General features: G+C 60.3%; 19 protein-coding genes. 12 read left to right on the top strand and 7 right to left on the bottom strand.

Annotation, left to right across the window (positions count from 1 at the left end; genetic code table 11):
* The first annotated feature begins 2 nt into the window (after positions 1-2).
* Positions 3-437, top strand: a complete 435-nt coding sequence (locus LRO94_RS20510) for a MarR family transcriptional regulator (RefSeq protein ID WP_032887832.1) — start codon at positions 3-5, stop codon at positions 435-437.
* A gap of 101 nt (positions 438-538) precedes the next feature.
* Here the strand turns inward: LRO94_RS20510 and LRO94_RS20505 are convergent, their stop codons facing one another.
* On the bottom strand, positions 539-2,728 hold the full coding sequence (locus tag LRO94_RS20505; RefSeq protein WP_122756996.1) for a patatin-like phospholipase family protein: 2,190 nt from the start codon (positions 2,726-2,728) through the stop codon (positions 539-541).
* An 84-nt stretch (positions 2,729-2,812) separates the two neighbouring features.
* Here LRO94_RS20505 and LRO94_RS20500 point away from each other — a divergent pair, with 84 nt between their 5' ends.
* Positions 2,813-3,100, top strand: coding sequence for a SelT/SelW/SelH family protein (locus LRO94_RS20500; protein ID WP_032888088.1), 288 nt, complete (start codon positions 2,813-2,815; stop codon positions 3,098-3,100).
* Positions 3,101-3,139: 39 nt separating this feature from the next.
* Here LRO94_RS20500 and LRO94_RS20495 read toward each other — a convergent pair whose 3' ends face one another.
* The 3 genes from LRO94_RS20495 to LRO94_RS20485 all read right to left on the bottom strand — a co-directional run bounded on the left by LRO94_RS20495 (position 3,140) and on the right by LRO94_RS20485 (position 5,287).
* Entirely contained in the window at positions 3,140-3,421 is a 282-nt protein-coding gene (locus tag LRO94_RS20495) for a hypothetical protein (RefSeq protein ID WP_095185420.1), read from the bottom strand.
* 132 nt (positions 3,422-3,553) lie between these two features.
* Positions 3,554-4,438, bottom strand: coding sequence for a DMT family transporter (locus tag LRO94_RS20490; RefSeq protein WP_032887838.1), 885 nt, complete (start codon positions 4,436-4,438; stop codon positions 3,554-3,556).
* A gap of 99 nt (positions 4,439-4,537) precedes the next feature.
* Complete coding sequence (locus LRO94_RS20485) at positions 4,538-5,287, bottom strand: AraC family transcriptional regulator (RefSeq protein ID WP_122754436.1); 750 nt, start codon at positions 5,285-5,287, stop codon at positions 4,538-4,540.
* 134 nt (positions 5,288-5,421) lie between these two features.
* Here LRO94_RS20485 and LRO94_RS20480 point away from each other — a divergent pair, with 134 nt between their 5' ends.
* On the top strand, positions 5,422-6,231 hold the full coding sequence (locus tag LRO94_RS20480; protein WP_053133181.1) for a UDP-2,3-diacylglucosamine diphosphatase: 810 nt from the start codon (positions 5,422-5,424) through the stop codon (positions 6,229-6,231).
* A gap of 126 nt (positions 6,232-6,357) precedes the next feature.
* Here the strand turns inward: LRO94_RS20480 and LRO94_RS20475 are convergent, their stop codons facing one another.
* From LRO94_RS20475 to phhA, 3 genes are all read right to left on the bottom strand, one after another.
* Complete coding sequence (locus tag LRO94_RS20475; protein ID WP_179178625.1) at positions 6,358-7,551, bottom strand: amino acid aminotransferase; 1,194 nt, start codon at positions 7,549-7,551, stop codon at positions 6,358-6,360.
* Positions 7,551-7,907, bottom strand: coding sequence for a 4a-hydroxytetrahydrobiopterin dehydratase (locus tag LRO94_RS20470; RefSeq protein ID WP_010208721.1), 357 nt, complete (start codon positions 7,905-7,907; stop codon positions 7,551-7,553). Before LRO94_RS20470 ends, LRO94_RS20475 begins: the two co-directional genes overlap by 1 nt.
* Before the next feature lie 105 nt (positions 7,908-8,012).
* Positions 8,013-8,804: a phenylalanine 4-monooxygenase gene (gene phhA, locus LRO94_RS20465; protein WP_122681135.1), complete on the bottom strand. Its 792-nt coding sequence runs from the start codon at positions 8,802-8,804 to the stop codon at positions 8,013-8,015.
* A gap of 258 nt (positions 8,805-9,062) precedes the next feature.
* Here phhA and LRO94_RS20460 point away from each other — a divergent pair, with 258 nt between their 5' ends.
* The 9 genes from LRO94_RS20460 to LRO94_RS20420 all read left to right on the top strand — a co-directional run bounded on the left by LRO94_RS20460 (position 9,063) and on the right by LRO94_RS20420 (position 20,546).
* A complete protein-coding gene (locus LRO94_RS20460; protein ID WP_032887849.1) occupies positions 9,063-10,625 on the top strand; it encodes a sigma-54-dependent phenylalanine hydroxylase transcriptional regulator PhhR in 1,563 nt (520 codons plus the stop codon).
* A 271-nt stretch (positions 10,626-10,896) separates the two neighbouring features.
* The gene (locus tag LRO94_RS20455) at positions 10,897-11,637 is read left to right on the top strand and encodes a flagellar basal body rod protein FlgF (protein WP_032887850.1); all 741 of its coding nucleotides are present in this window, start codon (positions 10,897-10,899) and stop codon (positions 11,635-11,637) included.
* Positions 11,638-11,699: 62 nt separating this feature from the next.
* Complete coding sequence (gene flgG / locus LRO94_RS20450) at positions 11,700-12,485, top strand: flagellar basal-body rod protein FlgG (RefSeq protein WP_032887852.1); 786 nt, start codon at positions 11,700-11,702, stop codon at positions 12,483-12,485.
* 53 nt (positions 12,486-12,538) lie between these two features.
* Complete coding sequence (gene flgH, locus LRO94_RS20445) at positions 12,539-13,234, top strand: flagellar basal body L-ring protein FlgH (RefSeq protein WP_032887854.1); 696 nt, start codon at positions 12,539-12,541, stop codon at positions 13,232-13,234.
* A 27-nt stretch (positions 13,235-13,261) separates the two neighbouring features.
* Positions 13,262-14,350, top strand: coding sequence for a flagellar basal body P-ring protein FlgI (locus tag LRO94_RS20440; RefSeq protein WP_081797739.1), 1,089 nt, complete (start codon positions 13,262-13,264; stop codon positions 14,348-14,350).
* Between the two features lie 10 nt (positions 14,351-14,360).
* Positions 14,361-15,626, top strand: a complete 1,266-nt coding sequence (flgJ, locus tag LRO94_RS20435; protein ID WP_032887857.1) for a flagellar assembly peptidoglycan hydrolase FlgJ — start codon at positions 14,361-14,363, stop codon at positions 15,624-15,626.
* Positions 15,627-15,636: 10 nt separating this feature from the next.
* On the top strand, positions 15,637-17,685 hold the full coding sequence (gene flgK / locus LRO94_RS20430) for a flagellar hook-associated protein FlgK (RefSeq protein ID WP_032887859.1): 2,049 nt from the start codon (positions 15,637-15,639) through the stop codon (positions 17,683-17,685).
* A gap of 14 nt (positions 17,686-17,699) precedes the next feature.
* Positions 17,700-19,340, top strand: coding sequence for a flagellar hook-associated protein 3 (locus LRO94_RS20425; RefSeq protein ID WP_032887861.1), 1,641 nt, complete (start codon positions 17,700-17,702; stop codon positions 19,338-19,340).
* Between the two features lie 276 nt (positions 19,341-19,616).
* The gene (locus LRO94_RS20420; RefSeq protein ID WP_032887863.1) at positions 19,617-20,546 is read left to right on the top strand and encodes a ketoacyl-ACP synthase III; all 930 of its coding nucleotides are present in this window, start codon (positions 19,617-19,619) and stop codon (positions 20,544-20,546) included.
* The last annotated feature ends 224 nt before the right edge of the window (positions 20,547-20,770 follow it).

The following is a 20,770-nucleotide window of genomic DNA, read 5'->3' as shown; positions in this document are numbered from 1 at the left end:
TTATGCCGTTAACCGATCAACACCGATTTGGCATGCAGCTGGCGCAAATGTCCCGAGGTTGGCGCGCCGAGCTAGACCGCCGTTTGGCGGGGCTGGGCTTGTCCCAGGCGCGCTGGCTGGTGCTGCTGCACTTGGCCCGTTTTGAAGAAGCTCCCACTCAGCGTGAGCTGGCGCAAAGCGTTGGCGTAGAAGGGCCGACCCTGGCTCGCTTGCTCGACAGTCTCGAAGGCCAGGGCCTGGTGCAACGCCAGGCAGTGGTTGAAGACCGCCGCGCCAAGCGCATTCTGCTGTGTGACACCGCGCGGCCGCTGATCGAACAGATTGAAACCATCGCCACTGAGTTGCGTCACGAGCTGTTCGTGGGCGTGGATGAAGCGGATTTGAGCGTGTGCATGCGCGTGCACGGGCACATCCTGGCGAATCTGGAAAAGTCCTGAACCCAAGTGCAGTGAAGATCAACGTGTGGGGGGCTTGCTGCGGTGAGCGGGGCAAGCCCGTTCACCACAATTAGCCGCTCCAACACTGATTCAGCGTTGTCTCAGAACGTCTGCCCCAGGTTCAGGTACACCGCCTTCTGATTATCATCGTTGAACCCGTAGCTGAAATTCAGCGGCCCCAACGGTGTATCAAACCCCAGAAAAATACTCGCAGCGTTTATATAACCGCTGTCGAACTCATTGTCGTTGTTCCATGCCCGGCCCCGCTCCAGAGACGCGCCCAGGTACAACGGGAAATCCAACGGTAAGTACGAGCGCGGCGTCAGTCGGCGGTAGTACACCGCGCGCATCAGGCTGATGTTCTGCCCGGAAATCGCATCCTGGCGGAAGCCTGACAACTGTCGTGCACCGCCCAGCAGGAAGCTGGAAATCACCACATCGGAATCATCCAGGGTGCGCCCATACCGGCCGCCCAGCACCAGTGTGTCCGGGCCATGGCTCATGGCCTTGTCCAGCTTGAATTCCCATTGTCGATAGCGCTGGTCCGAACCCAGTCCCGGTTCGAACTCGCGGTAGGCCAGGCCGATGTCCTCACCGGTGTGCGGGAAGTACACGTTATCCAGGGTGTCGAAGGAGTACTTCAGTTCATAGAAACCTTCGCTGAAGCTCACACTCGGCAGGTCGCGGTCGCCAATGCGCACATCCGCCTTGCCCCAGGCCTCGCCGACACCGAAGCGGATCTCGCCGCTGTTGCCGATCTGCCGCCCCACGTTCAGGCCGAAACCATAGCGTTCCAGGCGGTATTCGGAGATGGGGTCGTTGTCCAGAATCAGCTCGACGTTCTGCGCCTGGGCGCTGAGATAGGGCGCGATGAAGTAGCGCGAGCCAGCGTCCATCGGTTGATAGAACTCGCTGTACAACTCTTGCCGATCACCGATCTGCACGCGGGTCAGCCACTCGGCGCCGAGGCGATTGATGCCGTTCATGCGGTAGCTCGCGCCGAGGTTAAAGGCGCTGTCGCCGCGCATATCGTCCGACAGGTTCAAGCCCAGGCGCAGGTAGTCGGTGCCGCTGCGCTTGCCCCGCGCGCTGATCACCAAGGTGTTGTCGTGGCCTTTTTTCACCACGCGGTATTGCACCTGCTCGAAGTAATCCAGGCCGTACAACGTGCCCATGTCGGTTTGCAGACGGCCAAGCTCCAACGGTTCGCCCAACGGTTGGCGGATGTAGTAGCGGATCACGTCGTCGCTGACTTTCGAATCGTTCTCCAGCTTGATCGCGGTGATCACCGGGGTTCGCTCGCCTGGAGTCCGCGCGGCCACCAATTCGGGGTCAACCGGTTCGGCAGGGCGCAAATGGGCCAGGCGCAGGTCGAGGGCGCGGGTGGCGCGGTAGCCAGCGTCGATCATGTCTTTGGCGCGGCCGAAATCGGTCACGCCAAAAGCGGACAGTGGCGGCTGGATCAGTACGTCCTTGGGATTGAGGGCCTTAAGCTGTTCTTCTGAGTTGCGCCGGGTCATCAGGGTGATGGACTGGTTGAGCACATCTACCACGGTCGCGAGTTGCTTGCGTGAGCGCAGCGGGGTGCCGATGTCGACCACGATGGCGATGTCCACGCCCATCTCACGCGCCACATCCAATGGGATGTTATCGGTCATGCCGCCATCCACCAGCAGCCGGCCATCCAGCTCCACAGGGGCGAACACCGCCGGGATCGACATACTGGCGCGGATTACCTGGGGCAGGTGGCCCTTGCGGAACACTACTTTTTCGCCGGTGGTGATGTCGGTGGCCACGGCGCGAAAGGGGATCGGCAGCTTGTCGAAATTACGCGTGTCGCTGCTGTGGGCGAACATGCTTTCCAGCAGCAGCGCCAGATTCTGGCCCTGGATCACGCCCAGGGGCAGGCCGAGACTGCCGTCATCGCGGAAGCTGAGTTTCTGCTTGACCAGGAAATCCCGGTCATCCTGCTTGCGCCGAAACGGCACGTCTTCACGCGGCGGCGCGTCGGATAACGCCTGCTGCCAGTCGATGCTCAGGGCGAGCTTTTCCAGCTCGTCGATCTTGTAGCCCGAGGCGTATAACCCACCAATCACCGCGCCCATGCTGGTGCCGGCAATGGCGTCGATATGGATGCCCTGTTCTTCCAGGGCCTTGAGCACGCCAATGTGCGCCAGGCCGCGGGCGGCACCGCCGGACAGCACCAGGCCGATTTTCGGTCGGGGTGGTTCAATGGCGTCGGCAAGCAGGGGGACGAGGCACAGAAACAGGCAGGACAGCAGGCGGCGCATCAGGAATCTCAGGGCTGGGCGATAAAGGCCGGTATTATAGCCACTCGATCCTCATCACTCGTCATGCCAGGAACTTGTCAAATGATGTCCGTCAGCAAACCCGAGATCGTTATCACCTATTGCACCCAGTGCCAGTGGCTGCTGCGCGCCGCGTGGTTGGCTCAGGAACTGTTAAGCACCTTTGCCGATGACCTGGGCAAAGTGTCGCTGGAGCCAGCGACTGGCGGCGCGTTTCGTATCACCTGCGATGGCGTGCAGCTTTGGGAGCGTAAGGCTGACGGTGGTTTCCCTGAGGCCAAGGTGCTCAAGCAGCGCGTGCGCGATCAGATCGACCCTCAGCGTGACCTGGGGCACAACGACCGTACACAGTGAAGGTCACCGCCATCGGCTGACGGTGACTGATGGAGGCCGCTACTTGGCGGCCATTTTGCTTTTGATGAAGCCCACGACCCACGTCAACACCAGGCCTCCGACGCCGCCGCCGACAATATTGCTGCCGACCGCCGCCACATCCAGCGCCTCACCGCCCGAAGCGCCCGTCAGTGCCGTCACGATCTGGCCCAGTACAAGCCCGCCGACACCGCCCAGCATGGTATTGAGCCCGGTCCCCAGGCTTTGTTTGGTCATGCCGGCCAAATTGCCGCCGACGGCACCGCTGATGATTTGAACCAGTAAGCTGATAAACATTTCCATGATGTAGCCTCTGCATCGCGTTTAAGGAGTGACTACTCGCTTGCAGCAACTGCAGGGCACACCAAGGCTGTCGTCGAGCGGTCAGTTATCCGTTGAACGACTCCAGACTGTTGCGGATGTTTAAAGTATAGATCAGGTCGTTGCAGTCGGCTGTTTGGCCTGGCTGGCGCTGCCCATCAGCCCTGAGAGCACGATGGCGACGATGATCAGCGCGCCCCCCAGCAGCATGCGCAGCGTCGGGGTTTCGGCGAACAGCAGCCAGGCCGCGGTAATGCCGTAGACCGGCTCCATGGCAAATACCACGGAGGCGGTACGCGCCTTGATTACTGCGAGGCTGGCGACAAACAGGCTGTGGGCCAAGCCTGTGCAGAACACGCCGAGCAGGCCGATCCACAACCAGTCCAGCGCGCGCACATCCGCCAACCCCGGCGCGGCCACGGGCAATAGGCACACCGCAACGACCACGTTCTGGCACAGGGCTGCCTGTACGGCAGGAATGCGCCCGGAGCTGGCACGGTTGTTCAGCGACAATAAAGAGAACAGCAGCCCCGACGCGATGCCCCACAGCAGGCCGCCGGTGGCTTCGCTGGCCAGGTTGAAGTCCGGCGTCACCAGCACCAGGCCAACGGTGACCAGCGCCACCAACACGACTTCATTGGCGCGGATACGCTCGCGGAAGATCAGTCCTTCAAGGATCACGGTAAACGCCGGAAACGCCGTGAACCCGAGCGTGGCGACGGCCACGCCAGCGACTTTGACCGCCATAAAGAACGTCACCCAATGTGCGGCCAGCAACACGCCGCTGACCAGCAGGCGTTTCCAGTCGCGCAGTTCCAGCGTTTTCCAGGGTGCGTTGCTGACGAAGCGCGCAAACACTGCCAGGGCAATCACGGCAAATGCGGCGCGACCGAATACGATAATGGCCGGTGAGGCGGCCGCCAGCTTGCCGAATACGCCGGTAAGGCCAAACATCAGTGCGCCGATATGCAGGGCGCCGAGGGCTGAACGGGGAGTCATTGCGATCCTTGAACCAACGGGAGTGACAGGACCGCAGTCTAGAGGGTGCTACTACGCACGTCTGTCGCGCAGCTCGCGATTTTTAGCGCCAGCCTCGCCCTATGCCGAGCGCCGCAACGCGCCCGGAGAGGCGCCAAACTCGCGCAACATAGCGGCGGCAAAGGCACTTTGCGAGGTGTAGCCGACACGCTCGGCGATTTCACCGATGGGCAATGGCGTTTCGCGCAGCAGGTTCAGGGCCAGTTGAAGGCGACGGCTGCGGATGTAATCCATGGGCGTTTGGCCGCACTCGGTCACAAAGCGCGCATGCAGGCGCGCCACCGACAGGCCGGCAATCCGCGCAAGGTCGGCGACCTGCAGCGGATGGGCGACGTGGCGCTCTATATGCGTATTGAACGCCGCATACGGCAGGCGCCGGCCAGGTACCGGTTGGGCCAGTGAATGATTGAGGCTGGCCAGCAACAGCACCGCGCCCTGTTGCACGATCAGTGGGTCATCCACCGGGCTATGGGCCAGCCATTGCACCAGTTGGTGTTGTCGCGAATCCAACGCCAGGCGCGCCGGTTGATCCAGCAAGCGGCGGCTTGTATCGGCGTGTTCACCCAACGATTGCAGCACCCAATGCTCCGTGGGCACATCCAGCACCAGGCAGCGGCTTCCATCGCGACTGCCGCAGGCATGGTGGGCAGAGAAGGGCAGGACCATCACGCTGCTTTCACGCACCTGGCTGCCACGGCCATCGACTTCCAGGTCCAGATGACCGGACAGGCCGAACACCAACTGCGCATGTTCATGGCTATGGGCGATGGGCGCTTCGAGGTAGTGGCGCAGGGTGAGGGTAGGTCTCATCGCGGTCTCCTATGCAGGTCGCCAGTCTACAACGCTTCGCGAACACCGAGCGTTGTCATCAGACTGACGCACAGTTGTCATGGGCTATTAATCGCTATGGCGCAAGCTCGCGTAAACAGCGTCGAGTGATGCCCATGACCAGTGCCGAGTTCACCAAGCCCAGCCGCAAGCAACGGGTACGTACCCTGTGGATTTCCGACGTGCACCTGGGCACCCGGGATTGTCAGGCCGAACATTTGTCGCAATTCCTCAAGGGTTACCACGCCGACAAGGTGTACCTGGTGGGCGATATCATTGACGGCTGGAAAATGCGCGGCGGCATGTATTGGCCCCAGGCCCATACCAACGTAATCCGTCGCCTGCTGACCATGGCCAAGCGCGGCACCGAGGTGATCTACGTCACCGGCAACCATGATGAGTTCCTGCGGCGCTATTCCAAGCTGATTCTGGGCAATATCCAGTTGGTCGATGAAGCAGTGCACGTCACCGCCGATGGCCGGCATTTGTTGGTGATCCACGGTGACCAGTTTGATGTGATCACCCGTTATCACCGCTGGCTCGCATTCCTCGGCGACTCTGCCTACGAATTCACCCTCACGTTGAACCGCTGGTTGAACCATTGGCGTGCGCGGTATGGCTACGGCTATTGGTCGTTGTCGGCGTATCTGAAGCACAAGGTCAAAACGGCCGTGAGCTTTATCAGCGATTTCGAAGAAGCCATCGCCCATGAGGTGACCAAACGCGAGTTGCACGGCGTGGTGTGCGGGCATATCCACCATGCGGAGATTCGCAAAGTGGGCGAGGTGGATTACCTCAACTGCGGGGATTGGGTGGAGTCGTGCACGGCATTGATCGAGCACTGGGATGGGAGTATCGAGTTGTATCGGTTGGCGGACGCGCAGGCGAAAGAGGCGCTGCTGAAAGCCGAGATGGTCGCCAGCTGAAGGGTGTACTCGGTCAAAATGTGGGAGGGGGTTTGCCCCCGATGAGGGAGTGTCAGCCAGTACACCTGTCACTGACCCACTGCCATCGGGAGCAAGCCCCCTCCCACATTTTCAGTCCCGGTTTCGTCAGTTGGATACGTCGGCGATGGCTTCGGCCAGGAGTGTCAGGCGTGTCGCATCAATACCCGCCACGTTGGCTCGCCCCGAACTGACCATATACACGCTGTGCTTTTCCCGCAGTTGCTTGACCTGCTCGGCACTCAAACCGGTATAGGAAAACATCCCGCGTTGTGCGCCGATGTGCGCAAAGCGCTCCGATAAACCATGGGGCGCCAACGCCTCCACCAGTCCGGAACGCAACTGCGCGATCCGCGCACGCATGGCTTCGACTTCCTCGCTCCACTGCTTTTTCAGCTCGGCATCACCGAGGATAGTCGCGACCACTGCCGCACCATGGTCCGGCGGCGTAGACCACAGATTACGCGCGATATTCGCCAGTTGGCTGCGTACATCCGTCAGCTTCTCGGCGTCTGCAGCGCACACGATCAGCGCGCCAACACGGTCGCTGTATAGGCCGAAGTTTTTCGAGCACGAGCTGGTGACCAATACTTCCGGCAACTCTCTGGCAAACAAGCGCACCGCCCAGGCGTCCTGCTCCAGGCCATCGCCGAAACCCTGGTAGGCGAAGTCGATCAGTGGCAGCAGTTGGCGCTCGCGCACGATCTGCAGCGCGTGGCGCCAGTCATCCTGGGACAGGTCGAACCCGGTGGGGTTGTGGCAGCACGCGTGCAGCAGCACCACATCACCTTTTGGCACGGTGGAAAGGGTCGCTAGCATCGCCTCCACATCCAGGCGGTTGTCGGCGCCTACATACGGATAGTGGCTGACCTTGAGCCCGGCCTTGGCAAAGATGCTTTCGTGGATTGGCCAGGTCGGGTTGCTCAGCCACACGCCGCGTCCTGGAAGGTTTTGAGCGATGAAGTCGGCACTGAGGCGCAAAGCACCGGTACCACCCGGGGTTTGCGTGGCGCCGGCCCGGCGTTCACGGATAAGTGCAGAATCGGCACCGAGGACCAGCTCGCTGATCAATGTGCCGAACGCTGCATTACCGTGGCCGCCGATGTACGTCTTGGTGGTTTGGGTGTCAACCAGGCGCTGTTCGGCGAGCTTCACTGAATGGGGAATCGGCGTCAGGCCCTGATCATCTTTATAGACGCCCACGCCGAGGTCGAACTTGTTCGGGTTGGTGTCCTGGGCATACAGGTCCATCAGCCCGAGGATCGGGTCGCCGGGCACGCGGCCAATGGCATCGAAATGCATTACTTGCGGCCCTCGGCGTCCTTGGCCACTTCGTCGGTGCGCGCGGCCATGATGAAGTCGTTGCGGTGCAGGCCTTTGATGGAGTGGCTCCACCACGTCACGGTGACTTTGCCCCATTCGGTGAGCAGGCCCGGGTGATGGCCTTCGGCTTCGGAGATTTCACCCATGGCGTTGGTAAAGGCCAGGGCGAATTTGAAGTTCTTGAACAGAAAAACCTTTTCCAACTGCATCACGCCGTCGCGGACTTCGATGTTCCAGTCTGGGATCTGCTTGAGCAGCACCGGCAATTCTTCATCGCTGACTTGTGGGGCATCGGCGCGGCAGGCTTCGCAGTGGGCTTGGTTCAAGGTGGTCATGTGGTGGTGTCCTGAATTCGAGTGTTTAAAAACGGTCGTCAGTGGCGTCACCCTAAAGCAACGCGGGGCCAGGGAACAGACTCACCTGGCCTTAAAAGCCACGGTTCACGCGGCCTTGGGTTTTGGCGGGAATTTCGGCGCATGCAACCCAAGCTGCATACCGCGCTCGACCATGCCCATGATGTCTTCCTGCGCGACTTCGAACAGGCGCTTGAGGTTGGGCAGTACGAAATACAGCGGTTGGAGGATGTCGATGCGATACGGCGTGCGCATCGCTTCCAGCGGGTCGAAGGCCTGGTGCTCGGGCTCGTCCGACAGGCAGTACACACTTTCCTTGGGCGACGACAAAATCCCGCCACCGTAGATGCGCCGACCCTCGGGCGTATCCACCAGGCCGAACTCGATGGTCATCCAGTACAGGCGCGCCAGGTACACCCGTTGCTCCTTGGTGGCCGCCAGGCCGAGCTTGCCGTACGTGTGAGTGAATTCGGCGAACCAGGGGTTGGTCAGCAGTGGGCAGTGGCCAAAGATCTCGTGGAAAATATCCGGCTCTTGCAGGTAGTCCAGTTCTTCACGGGTACGAATAAAGGTCGCCACCGGAAATTGCTTGTTAGCGAGCAATTCGAAGAAGGTCTGAAAGGGGATCAGCGCGGGGACCCGGGCCACTTGCCAGCCGGTGGTCTCGGCCAGCACTTTATTGATTTCGCCCAACTGTGGAATGCGGTCCAGGGGCAGGCCAAGTTTGTCGATACCGTCCAGGTATTCCTGGCAAGCGCGGCCTTCGATCACTTTCAACTGACGCGTGATCAGAGTGTTCCACACCGCGTGTTCTTCCGGCGGGTAGTGGATAAAACCTTGCGCATCGGGCTCGCGGGCCACGTACTGCGTCTGCTTCATACGGCTCTCCTGCTAGGCATTCGTTCTTGTTATGTCCTGCGATGAACCTATTGATAACCCGCGCGGAGCAGGATTCCATCTGTCTGTGAGCGGATCTTGTAGGAAAAAATACCGATTTTCGTAAAGTAATCGTTACGCTCGTGTGGTTCATCGCGCCGTTGGGCTGTGAAAAGCACACAAGCTGTCACATAATCTTGACGACTATCTGCGCCCAGCGACAAAAAGACGCGGCGCCTACCCACTTTTTCGGGCCCTTTCATGCGTATCAAAGTGCACTGCCAAAACCGCATCGGCATATTGCGGGACATTCTCAATCTGTTGGTGGAGTACGGCGTCAATGTCGCCAAGGGCGAGGTCGGTGGTGAGCATGGCAATGCCATTTACCTGTTTTGTCCGAACCTGGTGAACATGCAGTTCCAGGCATTACGTCCGCAGTTCGAAGCCATTGCCGGGGTGTTTGGCGTGAAAAGGGTAGGGCTGATGCCCAGCGAGCGCCGGCACATGGAGCTCAATGCCTTGCTCGGTGCGTTGGAGTTTCCAGTGCTGTCCATCGACATGGGCGGCTCCATTGTCGCCGCCAACCGCGCGGCGGCGCAGTTGCTCGGGGTGCGCGTGGACGAAGTGCCGGGCATTCCGCTGTCGCGCTACGCCGAGGACTTCGACTTGCCGGAACTGGTGCGCGCGAGCAAGTCGCGGATCAATGGTCTGCGGGTCAAGGTCAAGGGTGACGTGTTCCTGGCGGACATAGCGCCACTGCAATCCTCCGAGCACGACGACAGCGAGGCCATGGCTGGCGCCGTGCTGACCCTGCATCGCGCCGACCGCGTGGGCGAGCGCATCTACAACGTGCGCAAGCAGGAACTGCGCGGCTTTGACAGCATCTTCCAAAGCTCCAAAGTCATGGCGGCGGTGGTACGTGAAGCCCGGCGCATGGCGCCGTTGGACGCACCGCTATTAATAGAAGGCGAAACCGGCACTGGCAAAGAATTGCTGGCCCGCGCCTGCCACCTGGCCAGCCCCCGTGGGCAATCGCCGCTGATGGCGCTCAATTGTGCTGGTCTGCCGGAGTCGATGGCTGAGACCGAGTTGTTTGGCTATGGCCCCGGCGCGTTCGAAGGCGCGCGGGCCGAAGGCAAGCTCGGGCTGCTGGAGCTGACGGCGGGCGGTACGTTGTTTCTCGATGGCGTGGGGGAAATGAGTGCGCGCTTGCAGGTGAAATTGCTGCGCTTCCTGCAGGATGGTTGCTTCCGTCGGGTGGGCAGTGATGAGGAGGTGTACTTGGATGTGCGGGTGATCTGCGCAACCCAGGTGGATTTGTCCGAACTCTGCGCCCGTGGCGAATTCCGCCAGGACCTTTATCACCGCCTCAACGTGCTGTCGTTGCACATCCCACCACTGCGCGAATGCCTTGATGGGCTGGGGCCGTTGGTTGACCACTTTCTTGACCAGGCCAGCCGTCAGATCGGCTGCCCACTGCCCAAGCTGGCGCCGGCGGCGATGGAGCGACTCAGTCACTACCACTGGCCGGGCAATGTGCGGCAGTTGGAAAACGTGCTGTTCCAGGCCGTGTCGTTGTGCGAGGGCGGGACGGTCAAGGCCGAGCATATTCGCTTGCCGGATTATGGCGTGCGTCAGCCGCTTGGCGATTTTTCCCTGGAGGGTGGGTTGGAGGCGATCGTCGGACGGTTCGAGAAGGCGGTGCTGGAGAGCCTGTATGCCGAGCACCCGAGCAGCCGGCAGTTGGGCAAGCGGCTGGGGGTATCGCACACCACCATCGCCAATAAGTTGCGCGATTACGAAATTCTGAAGGCTGATAAATAACCTGTGTGGTTGGGGGCTGCTTCGCAGCCCGGCGCGGGGCAAGCCCGCTCACCACAGCAAGCCCGCTCTCACATTTGATCTGCGTCGTTGCCGTAAGCGGCAGTAGTCCGCCGTTTTTTCGACTATCCCCAGTCCTTCAAATCCTGCTGACTCAACGCAAACCCCCGTACTGTCTGGGTTTTCCCCTTTTTTTAAAAGTTGGTTCGCAAATTGCTTAAGCCTCATCAGTACAGCGGTGGGCGGCAAGCCTGCGTCAGAAAGAGGAAAGAATGTGGACAAGTACCTTTATGTGGCAATGACCGGCGCCAGCCAGAATGCTCTGGCGCAGAAGGCCCATGCCAACAACTTGGCGAACATTTCCACCAACGGCTTTCAACGTGACCTGGAACAGGCGCGTTCGATGCCGGTGTTCGGTGACAGCTTTCCGGCGCGGGCGTTTGCCCTGACCGAACGTCCAGCCACCGACTTCACTCCCGGCGCGATGATCGAAACCGGTCGTGATCTGGACGTGGCGGTCAACGGCGACGGTTGGATGGCGGTGCAAACTCCGGATGGCAGCGAAGCCTATGTGCGCAGCGCCAGCATGAACGTCGATGCGTTGGGCGTGCTGCGCGCCGGTAACGGCATGCCGATCATGGGCAACGGTGGCCCGATTGCCGTGCCGCCCCAGCAGAAGATCGAAGTCGGTTCCGACGGCACCATCAGCATCCGCGCCATGGGCGAAGGCCCACGGGTGATGGCTGAAGTGGACCGGATCAAGCTGGTCCAGCCCGACCTGAAGAATATGAATAAAGGCCTCGATGGCACCATTCACACCAAAGATGGCCAGCCGGCCGTGGCCGATGCGAGTGTCAAGCTGACCTCGGGTTTCCTGCAGGCAAGCAACGTCAATGCCGTGGAAGAAATGACGGCAGTGCTGGCGCTTTCCAAGCAGTTCGAGCTGCACATCAAGATGATGAACAGCGCCAAAGAAGACGACCAGGCCATGACTCGCGTCATGCAGATGAGCTGATCAGCGCTCACTCACTAATTTGCTAAACGGCGCCAACAAACAGGCGCACGAAGGAGAACACCATGCTTCCGGCTCTATGGGTTGCCAAAACAGGTCTGTCCGCCCAGGACACCAACCTGACCACCATTTCCAACAACTTGGCCAACGTGTCGACCACGGGCTTCAAACGTGACCGCGCTGAGTTCCAGGACTTGCTCTATCAGATCAAGCGCCAGCCAGGTGCCCAGTCGACCCAGGACAGCGAATTGCCGTCGGGCCTGCAATTGGGTACCGGTGTGCAAATCGTCGGCACCCAGAAGAACTTCAACGCCGGTAACCTGCAGCAAACCGGCCAGCCGCTCGACATGGCTATCAACGGCAAGGGCTTCTTCCAGATCCTGCAACCGGATGGGACCACTTCGTACACCCGTGACGGCACGTTTCACCTGGACGCCAACGGCCAGATCGTGACGGCCAACGGTTTCGCCCTGGAACCGGCCATCGTCGTGCCGAACAACGCCCAGACTTTCACCGTCGGCAACGACGGCACCGTGTCCATCACCGTGGCCGGTAACCCGGCATCGCAAGTGATCGGCAACCTGCAAACCGCCGACTTCATCAACCCGGCTGGCCTGCAGGCCATGGGTAATAACCTGTTCCTGGAAACCGCCTCCAGCGGCGCGCCGCAAATCGGCACCCCTGGCCTGAACGGTTTCGGCACCACGCTGCAAAGCACCCTGGAAACCTCCAACGTGAGCACCGTTGAAGAGATGGTCAACATGATCACCACTCAGCGTGCCTACGAGATGAACTCCAAGGTGATTTCCACCGCCGACCAGATGCTCTCGTTCGTAACGCAGAATCTGTAATCAAGTCTATGGGGCGCTCTTGAAGGCGCCTGCAACACCGTGAGGTATGGGTCATGAATCGCTATGTTTCCGTTTTGGCATTGAGTGGGATTGCCGTGCTCGCGGGCTGTGTCGCCCCGACGCCCAAACCCAATGACCCGTACTACGCGCCGGTGTTGCCGCGCACGCCATTGCCGGCGGCGGCCAACAATGGCTCGATCTACCAGGCGGGTTTCGAACAGAACCTGTACAGCGACCGCAAGGCGTTCCGGGTTGGTGACATCATCACCATCACCCTGAACGAGCGGACCCAGGCCAGCAAGAACGCCAACTCGCAGATCGGCAAGACCAGCAAGGCCAGCATTGGCCTGTCCTCGCTGTTCGGCGGTGTGCCGAACACCAATAACCCATTGGGCAGCGGTGACTTGAGCCTCGATGCCGGCTACAGCGGCGACCGTGCTACCAACGGCAAGAGTGCGGCGGCGCAAGGCAACACACTGACCGGTTCGATCACCGTGACCGTGGCCGACGTGTTGCCCAACGGCATCATCGCGGTACGCGGTGAAAAGTGGATGACCCTCAACACCGGTGACGAACTGGTGCGCATCGCCGGCATGGTCCGTGCCGATGACATCGCCACCGACAACACCGTGCCGTCGACACGGATTGCCGATGCACGCATTACCTACTCGGGTACGGGTTCGTTTGCTGATGCGAGCCAGCCGGGTTGGTTCGACCGTTTCTTCCTTAGCCCGCTGTTCCCTTTCTAGGTGGCCACTTTGAAACTCAAACAGCTGATGGCTGCCGCACTCCTGCTTTCGTTAAGCGCTGTCGCCCAGGCCGAGCGCCTGAAAGACATTGCGAGCATCTCCGGCGTGCGTTCCAACCAGTTGATCGGTTACGGCCTGGTAGTGGGGCTCAACGGCACGGGTGACCAGACCACCCAGACCCCGTTCACTCTGCAGACCTTCAACAATATGCTCTCGCAGTTCGGCATCAAGGTGCCGGCGGGCTCGGGCAACGTGCAGCTCAAGAACGTCGCGGCTGTGTCTATCAGTGCCGACTTGCCAGCGTTCTCCAAGCCGGGCCAGGTGGTGGACATCACCGTGGCCTCCATCGGTAACTCGAAAAGCCTGCGCGGCGGCACGCTGCTGATGACACCGCTTAAAGGTATCGACGGTAACGTCTATGCCATCGCCCAGGGCAACCTGGTGGTGGGCGGGTTTGACGCCGAAGGTCGTGACGGTTCGAAGATTACCGTCAACGTGCCATCGGCCGGTCGCATTCCTGGCGGTGCCACGGTGGAACGTACCGTGCCCAGTGGTTTCAACCAAGGCAACAGCCTGACCCTGAACCTCAACCGTTCCGACTTCACCACCGCCAAGCGCGTGGTCGACAAGATCAACGACATGCTCGGCCCTGGCGTGGCCCAGGCCATCGACGGCGGCTCGATCCGTGTAACTGCGCCGCTGGATCCAAGCCAGCGTGTGGATTACCTGTCGATCCTGGAAAACCTTGAAGTCGACCCAGGCCAGGCGGTGGCCAAAGTCATCATCAACTCGCGCACCGGCACTATCGTGATCGGCCAGAACGTCAAGGTGTCGCCGGCAGCGGTGACCCACGGCAGCCTGACCGTGACCATCACCGAAGACCCGATCGTCAGCCAGCCTGGGCCGTTGTCCAATGGCCAGACGGCAGTAGTGCCGCGCTCGCGGGTCAATGCTCAGCAGGAAGCCAAGCCGATGTTCAAGTTCGGCCCCGGCACCACGTTGGATGAGATTGTCCGCGCGGTGAACCAGGTGGGCGCTGCGCCAGGCGACTTGATGGCAATTCTTGAAGCCCTGAAACAGGCCGGCGCCTTGCAAGCCGACCTGATCGTAATCTGAGGCCGTGGCCATGGATATGCGCAAGAGCGGGATCAGCAGCACGGCGGACTCGGGGTCTTACTCCGACTTGAACCGGCTTAACCAGCTCAAGGTCGGCGACGACAAGAACAGCGAAGGCAATATGCGCAAGGTGGCGCAGGAGTTCGAGTCGCTGTTCTTGAGCGAGATGCTCAAGTCGATGCGTTCGGCCACCGAGGCCCTGGGCAAAGACAACCCGATGAACACGCCTGCGGCCAAGCAATATCAGGAGATGTACGACCAGCAACTGGCGGTGTCGTTGTCCCGTGAGGGCGGTGGTATCGGCCTCGCCGACGTGCTGATGCGCCAGATGCAGAAGAACAAACCGGTGGACGCCGCTGCGGCCACTTTGCAGGGCCCGGCAGCCGCTGAACCGGTTAAGAAAGTCGACGTGCCGACGGAAATTGCCGCCGGCACCCAGGCTCAGGGTCCGCTGGGTCGTTCCAATGGCCAGCGTCCGTTGTGGGCTTACCGCGTGGCAGAGCCCCAGGCCGGTGCCGCTGCTGCTCATAGCAACGATATGGAGCTGATGAACCAGCGCCGGATCGCCTTGCCAAGCAAGCTGACCGATCGCCTGCTCGCCGGCATCGTTCCGAGCACCCAAGTGGCGACCGAGGCCAAGGCCGCGCCGCTGCGTAACAGTGCCTCCGATGACAACGTCGTCAATAGCACCGCACGCAGTTTTGCGGTGCCCAGCGACCGTATGCAGATCTACAGCCGCGCCGTGGCCCAGCCGCCGCTGGCACCGGCGAAGAAGGCGTTCAGTTCGCAGGACGAATTTGTCGCCACGATGTTGCCGATGGCCAAGGCGGCTGCGGCGCGCATTGGTATTGATCCGAAGTACCTGGTGGCCCAGGCCGCCCTGGAAACCGGTTGGGGCAAATCGGTGATGCGCGCCGAAGATGGCAGCAGCAGTCACAACCTGTTCGGCATCAAGGCCGGCCAGAGTTGGCAGGGCGGTCAGGCGCGTGCGATCACCAGCGAGTTTCGCGATGGCGCGATGGTCAAGGAAACGGCGCAGTTCCGTTCCTACGACTCCTACCAGGACAGCTTCCACGACCTGGTGACATTGCTGCAAAGCAATGATCGCTATAAAGAAGTTGTGAAGTCGGCCGACAACCCGGAACAGTTTGTGCGCGAGTTGCAAAAAGCCGGTTACGCCACCGATCCGGCCTACGCCAGTAAGATTTCGCAGATCGCAAAAACGATGAACAGTTATCAGAATTACGCTGCCGCGGGCGCGACCACTCATTTATAAGGTCTGAACCATGAGTTTGCTCAATATCGGGATGTCGGGGCTTAACGCCGCTCAAGGATCGTTGTCGGTCTTGAGTAACAACATCGCCAACGCCAATACCGCGGGCTATTCGCGTCAGCAGACCACCCAGAGCGCGAACGCGTCGAATCAGTACGGCGGCGTGTTCATCGGCAGCGGCACCACCCTGGCCGACGTGCGCCGGGTCTACAACGAATACCTGGACACCGCTTACCAGAACAGCACCTCGCTCAACAGCGATGCCAAGGCTTACCTGGACCAGATCAGTGCGGTCGACAAGACCCTGTCGGACAAGACCACCGGCATGTCCGCCGTGCTCAGCTCGTTCTTCGCGGCGGTGCAGACCGCCTCGGCCAGTCCGAACGATACTTCGGCCCGTCAGATCCTGCTTACGAACGCCCAGACCCTGACCAACCGGTTCAACACCATCTCCAGCCAGTTGAGCCAGCAGAAAGAGACCATCAACAGCCAGTTGACCTCGATGAGCGATCAGGTCAACCAACTGACGTCGTCGATTGCGTCCCTCAACAAGCAGATCGCCCAGGTACAGGGTTCGTCGAACACTTCCCCGGCCAACCTGCTGGACTCCCGTGCCGAGGCTGTACGCTCGCTCAATGAGTTGATCGGCGTGACCGCCACGGAAAAGAACGGCGTGTTCAGCCTCAGCACCGGCAGTGGCCAGTCCCTGGTGCTGGGCGATCAGTCCAGCAGCATTTCCGCGGTGCCGAGCAAGAGCGACACTAGCCAGTACACGATCCAGCTCAATGCGCCGGGCGGTACCGCCCTGGACTTGGGCAACGTGATCAGTGGCGGCAGCATTGGTGGCCTGCTGCGTTATCGCAGCGATGCGCTGATGCCGGCAATCAATGACTTGGGGCGTATCGCGATTGTCACTGCCGATGCGCTCAACAGCCAGTTGGGCCAAGGCCTGGACCTCAATGGCGAGTTCGGCGCCTCGATGTTCACCGACATCAATAACGCAGCCTCCGTTGCCCTGCGTAGCCAGGCGGCCCAAGGCAACCTGGGCGACGGCGCCTTGGGCGTGACGATCAAAGACAGCAGCCAGTTGACCAACTTCGATTACAAGGTCAGCTTCAACGATGGGACCAATCTCAACAAAGTGACGGTCCTGCGATCCGACGGCAAGGCTATGGGCACTTATGACTTGAGTGCCACGCCGCCGCCGGTTATCGACGGTTTCACCCTGGCGGTCCAGAGCGGCGCAGTGCAGGCGGGTGACAGCTTCAAGGTCAGCCCGACCGCCAACGGCGCCAAGGAAATCGGCACCGTGCTCAGCGATCCGAGCAAGATTGCCTTTGCCGCGCCGTTGCAGGGCGAGGCGGGTAAAACCAACCAGGGCACCGGCACCTTTACGCCGCCGACCCTCACAGTGCCTCTGGATATCCAGGGTGGCGCCGACACCGCGCAATTGCGTACGGGCATTGAGCACTCGATGCCGGTGACGATGGTCTTTGGTAAGCCCGCGGCCGATGGCACTCAGGCTTACACCCTCAGCAACGCCCAGGGTGATCCGATCGGCTCCGGCACTATCATTCCAGGCCAGGCCAACAAGATCAGCATCAGCGTGCCGATGCGCGATGCCGGCGGTGTCTTGTTGTCGCCAGCCAAGAGCTTCAGCTTCGACACCACGGTGGGCGGTTCGCCAGCGAATGGCGACAGCACCTCCTTCTCGTTCAATGCCTCCGGCAAGTCCGACAACCGTAACGCCCAGGCTCTGCTCAACCTGCAGACCAAGTCAACCGTAGGTCTCGCGGCCGATGGCAGTGGCGGCACCAGCCTGGTGGGGGCCAACAGCAAGTTGGTCTCGACCGTCGGCGCCAAGGCCGCAGCGGCCACCACAGACACCACAGCGACCAACGCGCTGTTGACGGCCAACAAGAACGCACGCAACTCCGTATCCCAGGTCAACCTGGATGAAGAAGCGGGCGACATGATCAAGTTCCAGCAGTACTACACAGCGTCGTCGCAGATCATCAAGGCTGCGCAAGAAACCTTCAGCACGCTGATCAATAGTCTTTAAGGGAGTCTGGGACGATGCGCATTTCTACACAGCAGTATTTCGACACCAGTGCCAGCAAGTATCAGAACAATTATTCAGGTGTGGTGCAGGCCCAGCAGCAGGCCAGCTCCGGCGTGCGTGTGCAGACCGCCGCCGATGATCCGGTGGCTGCCCAGCGCTTGCTGATGCTGCAACAGCAGAAAGATATGCTGTCGCAGTACAGCGGCAATATCACCAGTATTCAGAACAAGCTGACTAACGAAGAAAGCATCCTGGATGCGATTAACACCACGATCCAGGCCGGCAGCCAACTGGCGCTGCGTGCCGGTGGCGTGACCAGTGATGCTGACCGCAAGTCCATTTCGGTTGAGGTGGGCGCGCTGGAGGATCAACTGTTGGGCTTGCTCAACAGCAAGGACTCGGCCGGCAACTATCTGTTCTCAGGCTCCAAGACCGACACGCCGCCGTACTCGCGCAACAACGATGGTACTTACAGCTATCAGGGCGACGAGAACGAGCTGAGCCTGCAGGTATCCGAGACCCTGACGGTTCGCACCGGCGACACCGGCAAGACCATCCTGGAAGGGGCGGTCAATACCAGTCGCACCCAGTCCAATTACCTCGCGCCTGCCACTGCGCCGGTGGCGCCTGCGATTTCGCCGCCGCTGGTCGACGACCACAAGGTCGCCTTATCGAGCGGCCTTGTGACTTCGGGTTCCGACTACACCCGGCAGTTTGCCGACGGCCAGCCGTACAAACTGACGTTCACCAGCAGCACCCAGTACGTCATTACCGACAAAGACAACAACGACATTACTTCGCAGGTTGCCGGTAACGGGACGTTCGACTCCACCAAGGAAGGCAGCGCCAGCGTCAACCTGCGTGGCGTCAAGTTCGATATCACGGTAGACCTGACCGACCTTGCCACCGGACCTGATGCCGATGCGCTGGTCAAGGGGCGTGAGTTCAGCCTCAGCGCCAAGCCTGACGGGTTCAACATCGCTCGAACCCCGAGCAACACTTCCAGCGCGCAATTGACCAATGCCAGCGTCAGCAGTGCGGCCAACTATTCGAGCACGTTTCCTAACAGCGGCGTATTGATCAAGTTCGACGACACTGACCCGACGGCCTACAAGGTCTATGCCCAGCCGTATAACGCCGGCAGCAAACCGATCGTGGACAATGGCGTCATCACTCCCGGCACCGGCACCCCGCCAGGCCCGAGCACCATCACGGCGGCAGGCGTTACCTTCGAACTGAGCGGCACGCCGAACGTTGGCGACCAGTTTTCGGTGGGCAACACCACCCAAAAAACCCAGAACGCCCTCGATACCCTGGGCCAACTGCGTATGGCTCTGGAGCAACCGGCAGACGGCATTCCGGGCGCGCGGGTCAAACTTCAGGACGCCTTGAATGCCGCCGTCAGTAACCTGACCAGCTCGGCCGACCAAGTGGACAACGTACGTGGCTCCATCGGTGCGCGTGAGAATGCGTTGACGGTGCAGGCCAGCGCAAACACTAGCATCAGCTTGGCCAACACCACGACCATGAGTGCACTGGCCAACGTCGACATGGGTGAGGCGGCGATCAACCTGACGCTGCAGCAAACCATGCTCGAAGCCTCGCAGCTGGCGTTCGTGAAAGTCTCGCAGTTGAGCCTGTTCAACAAGATGTAAGTGGCGCCAAGTCAAGCGGCCCGCTCTGGAAACAGGGCGGGCCGTTGTCGTTTCTGGGGTTAAATTGTTGAAACGTTTTGCATAAAGCGCACAAAATTGAGTGACCTGTGAGTCATAAAGCGCATCTTCACTGTATCGTGTGAAAAGGATAAGTCGTCACAGGGTCCTTGCGGGGCGGCTTTCAGCGAGATTTTTATGGGGTTATCCCCTTTATTGTCAGCACTCCGGGCGCAGTCCTCGGGGTGTTCTCCAGCTATTTAGTATTGGGAAGCCACAATGATTGGCATAAAAAGCATCGCCAGTTACGTGCCGGCAGACGGGATCGATAACTACGCCCAGGGTGCCAAATTCGCCAAGGATGAAGAATTCATCATTGGCAAGATCGGTTCTGCGTTCCTGCCGCGCAAGGAAGCCGCGCAGGAAACCTCCGATCTGTGTGTCGAGGCGGTCAACGCTTTGTTTGCCAACAACCCGGATCTGAAGCGCGAATCGATTGACGCGCTGATCGTCGTCACCCAGAACGGTGATGAAGAGGGTTTGCCCCACACCGCCGCGATCGTCCAGGACAAACTGGGCCTGCCGACGCATGTGGCGGCCTTTGATATTTCCCTGGGCTGCTCCGGCTACGTCTACGGTATCTACGCGATGAAGGGCTTCATGGAAGCCACTGGCCTGAAAAACGGCCTGCTGATCACCGCCGACCCGTATTCGAAGATCGTCGACCCGGAAGACCGTAACACCACCATGCTGTTCGGCGACGCCGCTACCGCCACCTGGATGGGTGAAGACGCGCCGTGGTTGCTGGGCAAGTCCAAATTCGGCACCGACGGTTCCGGCGCACCGCACTTGAAGGTCAGTGATGGCGTGTTCTTCATGAACGGTCGCCAGGTCTTCAACTTCGCCTTGCTCAAGGTGCCGGCGCATTTGCACGAGCTGCTCAACGAGTCGGACCTCAAGGCTGATGAGATCGACGCGTTCTGCATTCACCAGGGCAGTGCGGCCATCGTTGATGCCGTGGCACGCCGTTTTGAAGATGCCCCAGTGGACAAGTTCATCAAGGACATGGTCGAGACCGGCAACACCGTGTCGTCGAGCATTCCACTGCTGCTGGAAAAGCACGTGATGGACGCCAAGTGGAAGCGCGTGGCAATCAGCGGTTTTGGTGTGGGTCTGTCGTGGGGTTCGGCGATTCTGTATCGCCCGTGACGCTTTAATAGGCTGCATAAAAAAACGCCGATGATCTAGAGATCATCGGCGTTTTTTATTTGGCGCCAGAAAAGCCAATGAATCCGGGGTTTTGAGCTGATGTAAGCCGTTGAATTGCAAAGGGTGGCACGGCGCCAGTAAAAAAAATCAAAAAAATCCTCAAGCAACTGCCTACCACGACGATAACTATTACGTAGGTTCTCAGGCCACACCCGGCGGTTGCC

This window comes from Pseudomonas sivasensis (genome assembly GCF_021391435.1).
In the GTDB taxonomy this organism is placed as follows: Bacteria; Pseudomonadota; Gammaproteobacteria; order Pseudomonadales; family Pseudomonadaceae; genus Aquipseudomonas; species Aquipseudomonas sivasensis.
This window is presented reverse-complemented; position numbering and strand designations above follow the sequence as displayed.

What these genes read in the sequence shown, in the direction of transcription:
- LRO94_RS20510 (WP_032887832.1), top strand. Translation starts at nt 3, where the DNA reads ATGCCGTTAACCGATCAACACCGATTTGGCATGCAGCTGGCGCAAATG.
- LRO94_RS20505 (WP_122756996.1), bottom strand. Translation starts at nt 2,728, where the DNA reads ATGCGCCGCCTGCTGTCCTGCCTGTTTCTGTGCCTCGTCCCCCTGCTT.
- LRO94_RS20500 (WP_032888088.1), top strand. Translation starts at nt 2,813, where the DNA reads ATGTCCGTCAGCAAACCCGAGATCGTTATCACCTATTGCACCCAGTGC.
- LRO94_RS20495 (WP_095185420.1), bottom strand. Translation starts at nt 3,421, where the DNA reads ATGGAAATGTTTATCAGCTTACTGGTTCAAATCATCAGCGGTGCCGTC.
- LRO94_RS20490 (WP_032887838.1), bottom strand. Translation starts at nt 4,438, where the DNA reads ATGACTCCCCGTTCAGCCCTCGGCGCCCTGCATATCGGCGCACTGATG.
- LRO94_RS20485 (WP_122754436.1), bottom strand. Translation starts at nt 5,287, where the DNA reads ATGAGACCTACCCTCACCCTGCGCCACTACCTCGAAGCGCCCATCGCC.
- LRO94_RS20480 (WP_053133181.1), top strand. Translation starts at nt 5,422, where the DNA reads ATGACCAGTGCCGAGTTCACCAAGCCCAGCCGCAAGCAACGGGTACGT.
- LRO94_RS20475 (WP_179178625.1), bottom strand. Translation starts at nt 7,551, where the DNA reads ATGCATTTCGATGCCATTGGCCGCGTGCCCGGCGACCCGATCCTCGGG.
- LRO94_RS20470 (WP_010208721.1), bottom strand. Translation starts at nt 7,907, where the DNA reads ATGACCACCTTGAACCAAGCCCACTGCGAAGCCTGCCGCGCCGATGCC.
- phhA (WP_122681135.1), bottom strand. Translation starts at nt 8,804, where the DNA reads ATGAAGCAGACGCAGTACGTGGCCCGCGAGCCCGATGCGCAAGGTTTT.
- LRO94_RS20460 (WP_032887849.1), top strand. Translation starts at nt 9,063, where the DNA reads ATGCGTATCAAAGTGCACTGCCAAAACCGCATCGGCATATTGCGGGAC.
- flgG (WP_032887852.1), top strand. Translation starts at nt 11,700, where the DNA reads ATGCTTCCGGCTCTATGGGTTGCCAAAACAGGTCTGTCCGCCCAGGAC.
- flgH (WP_032887854.1), top strand. Translation starts at nt 12,539, where the DNA reads ATGAATCGCTATGTTTCCGTTTTGGCATTGAGTGGGATTGCCGTGCTC.
- LRO94_RS20440 (WP_081797739.1), top strand. Translation starts at nt 13,262, where the DNA reads ATGGCTGCCGCACTCCTGCTTTCGTTAAGCGCTGTCGCCCAGGCCGAG.
- flgJ (WP_032887857.1), top strand. Translation starts at nt 14,361, where the DNA reads ATGGATATGCGCAAGAGCGGGATCAGCAGCACGGCGGACTCGGGGTCT.
- flgK (WP_032887859.1), top strand. Translation starts at nt 15,637, where the DNA reads ATGAGTTTGCTCAATATCGGGATGTCGGGGCTTAACGCCGCTCAAGGA.
- LRO94_RS20425 (WP_032887861.1), top strand. Translation starts at nt 17,700, where the DNA reads ATGCGCATTTCTACACAGCAGTATTTCGACACCAGTGCCAGCAAGTAT.
- LRO94_RS20420 (WP_032887863.1), top strand. Translation starts at nt 19,617, where the DNA reads ATGATTGGCATAAAAAGCATCGCCAGTTACGTGCCGGCAGACGGGATC.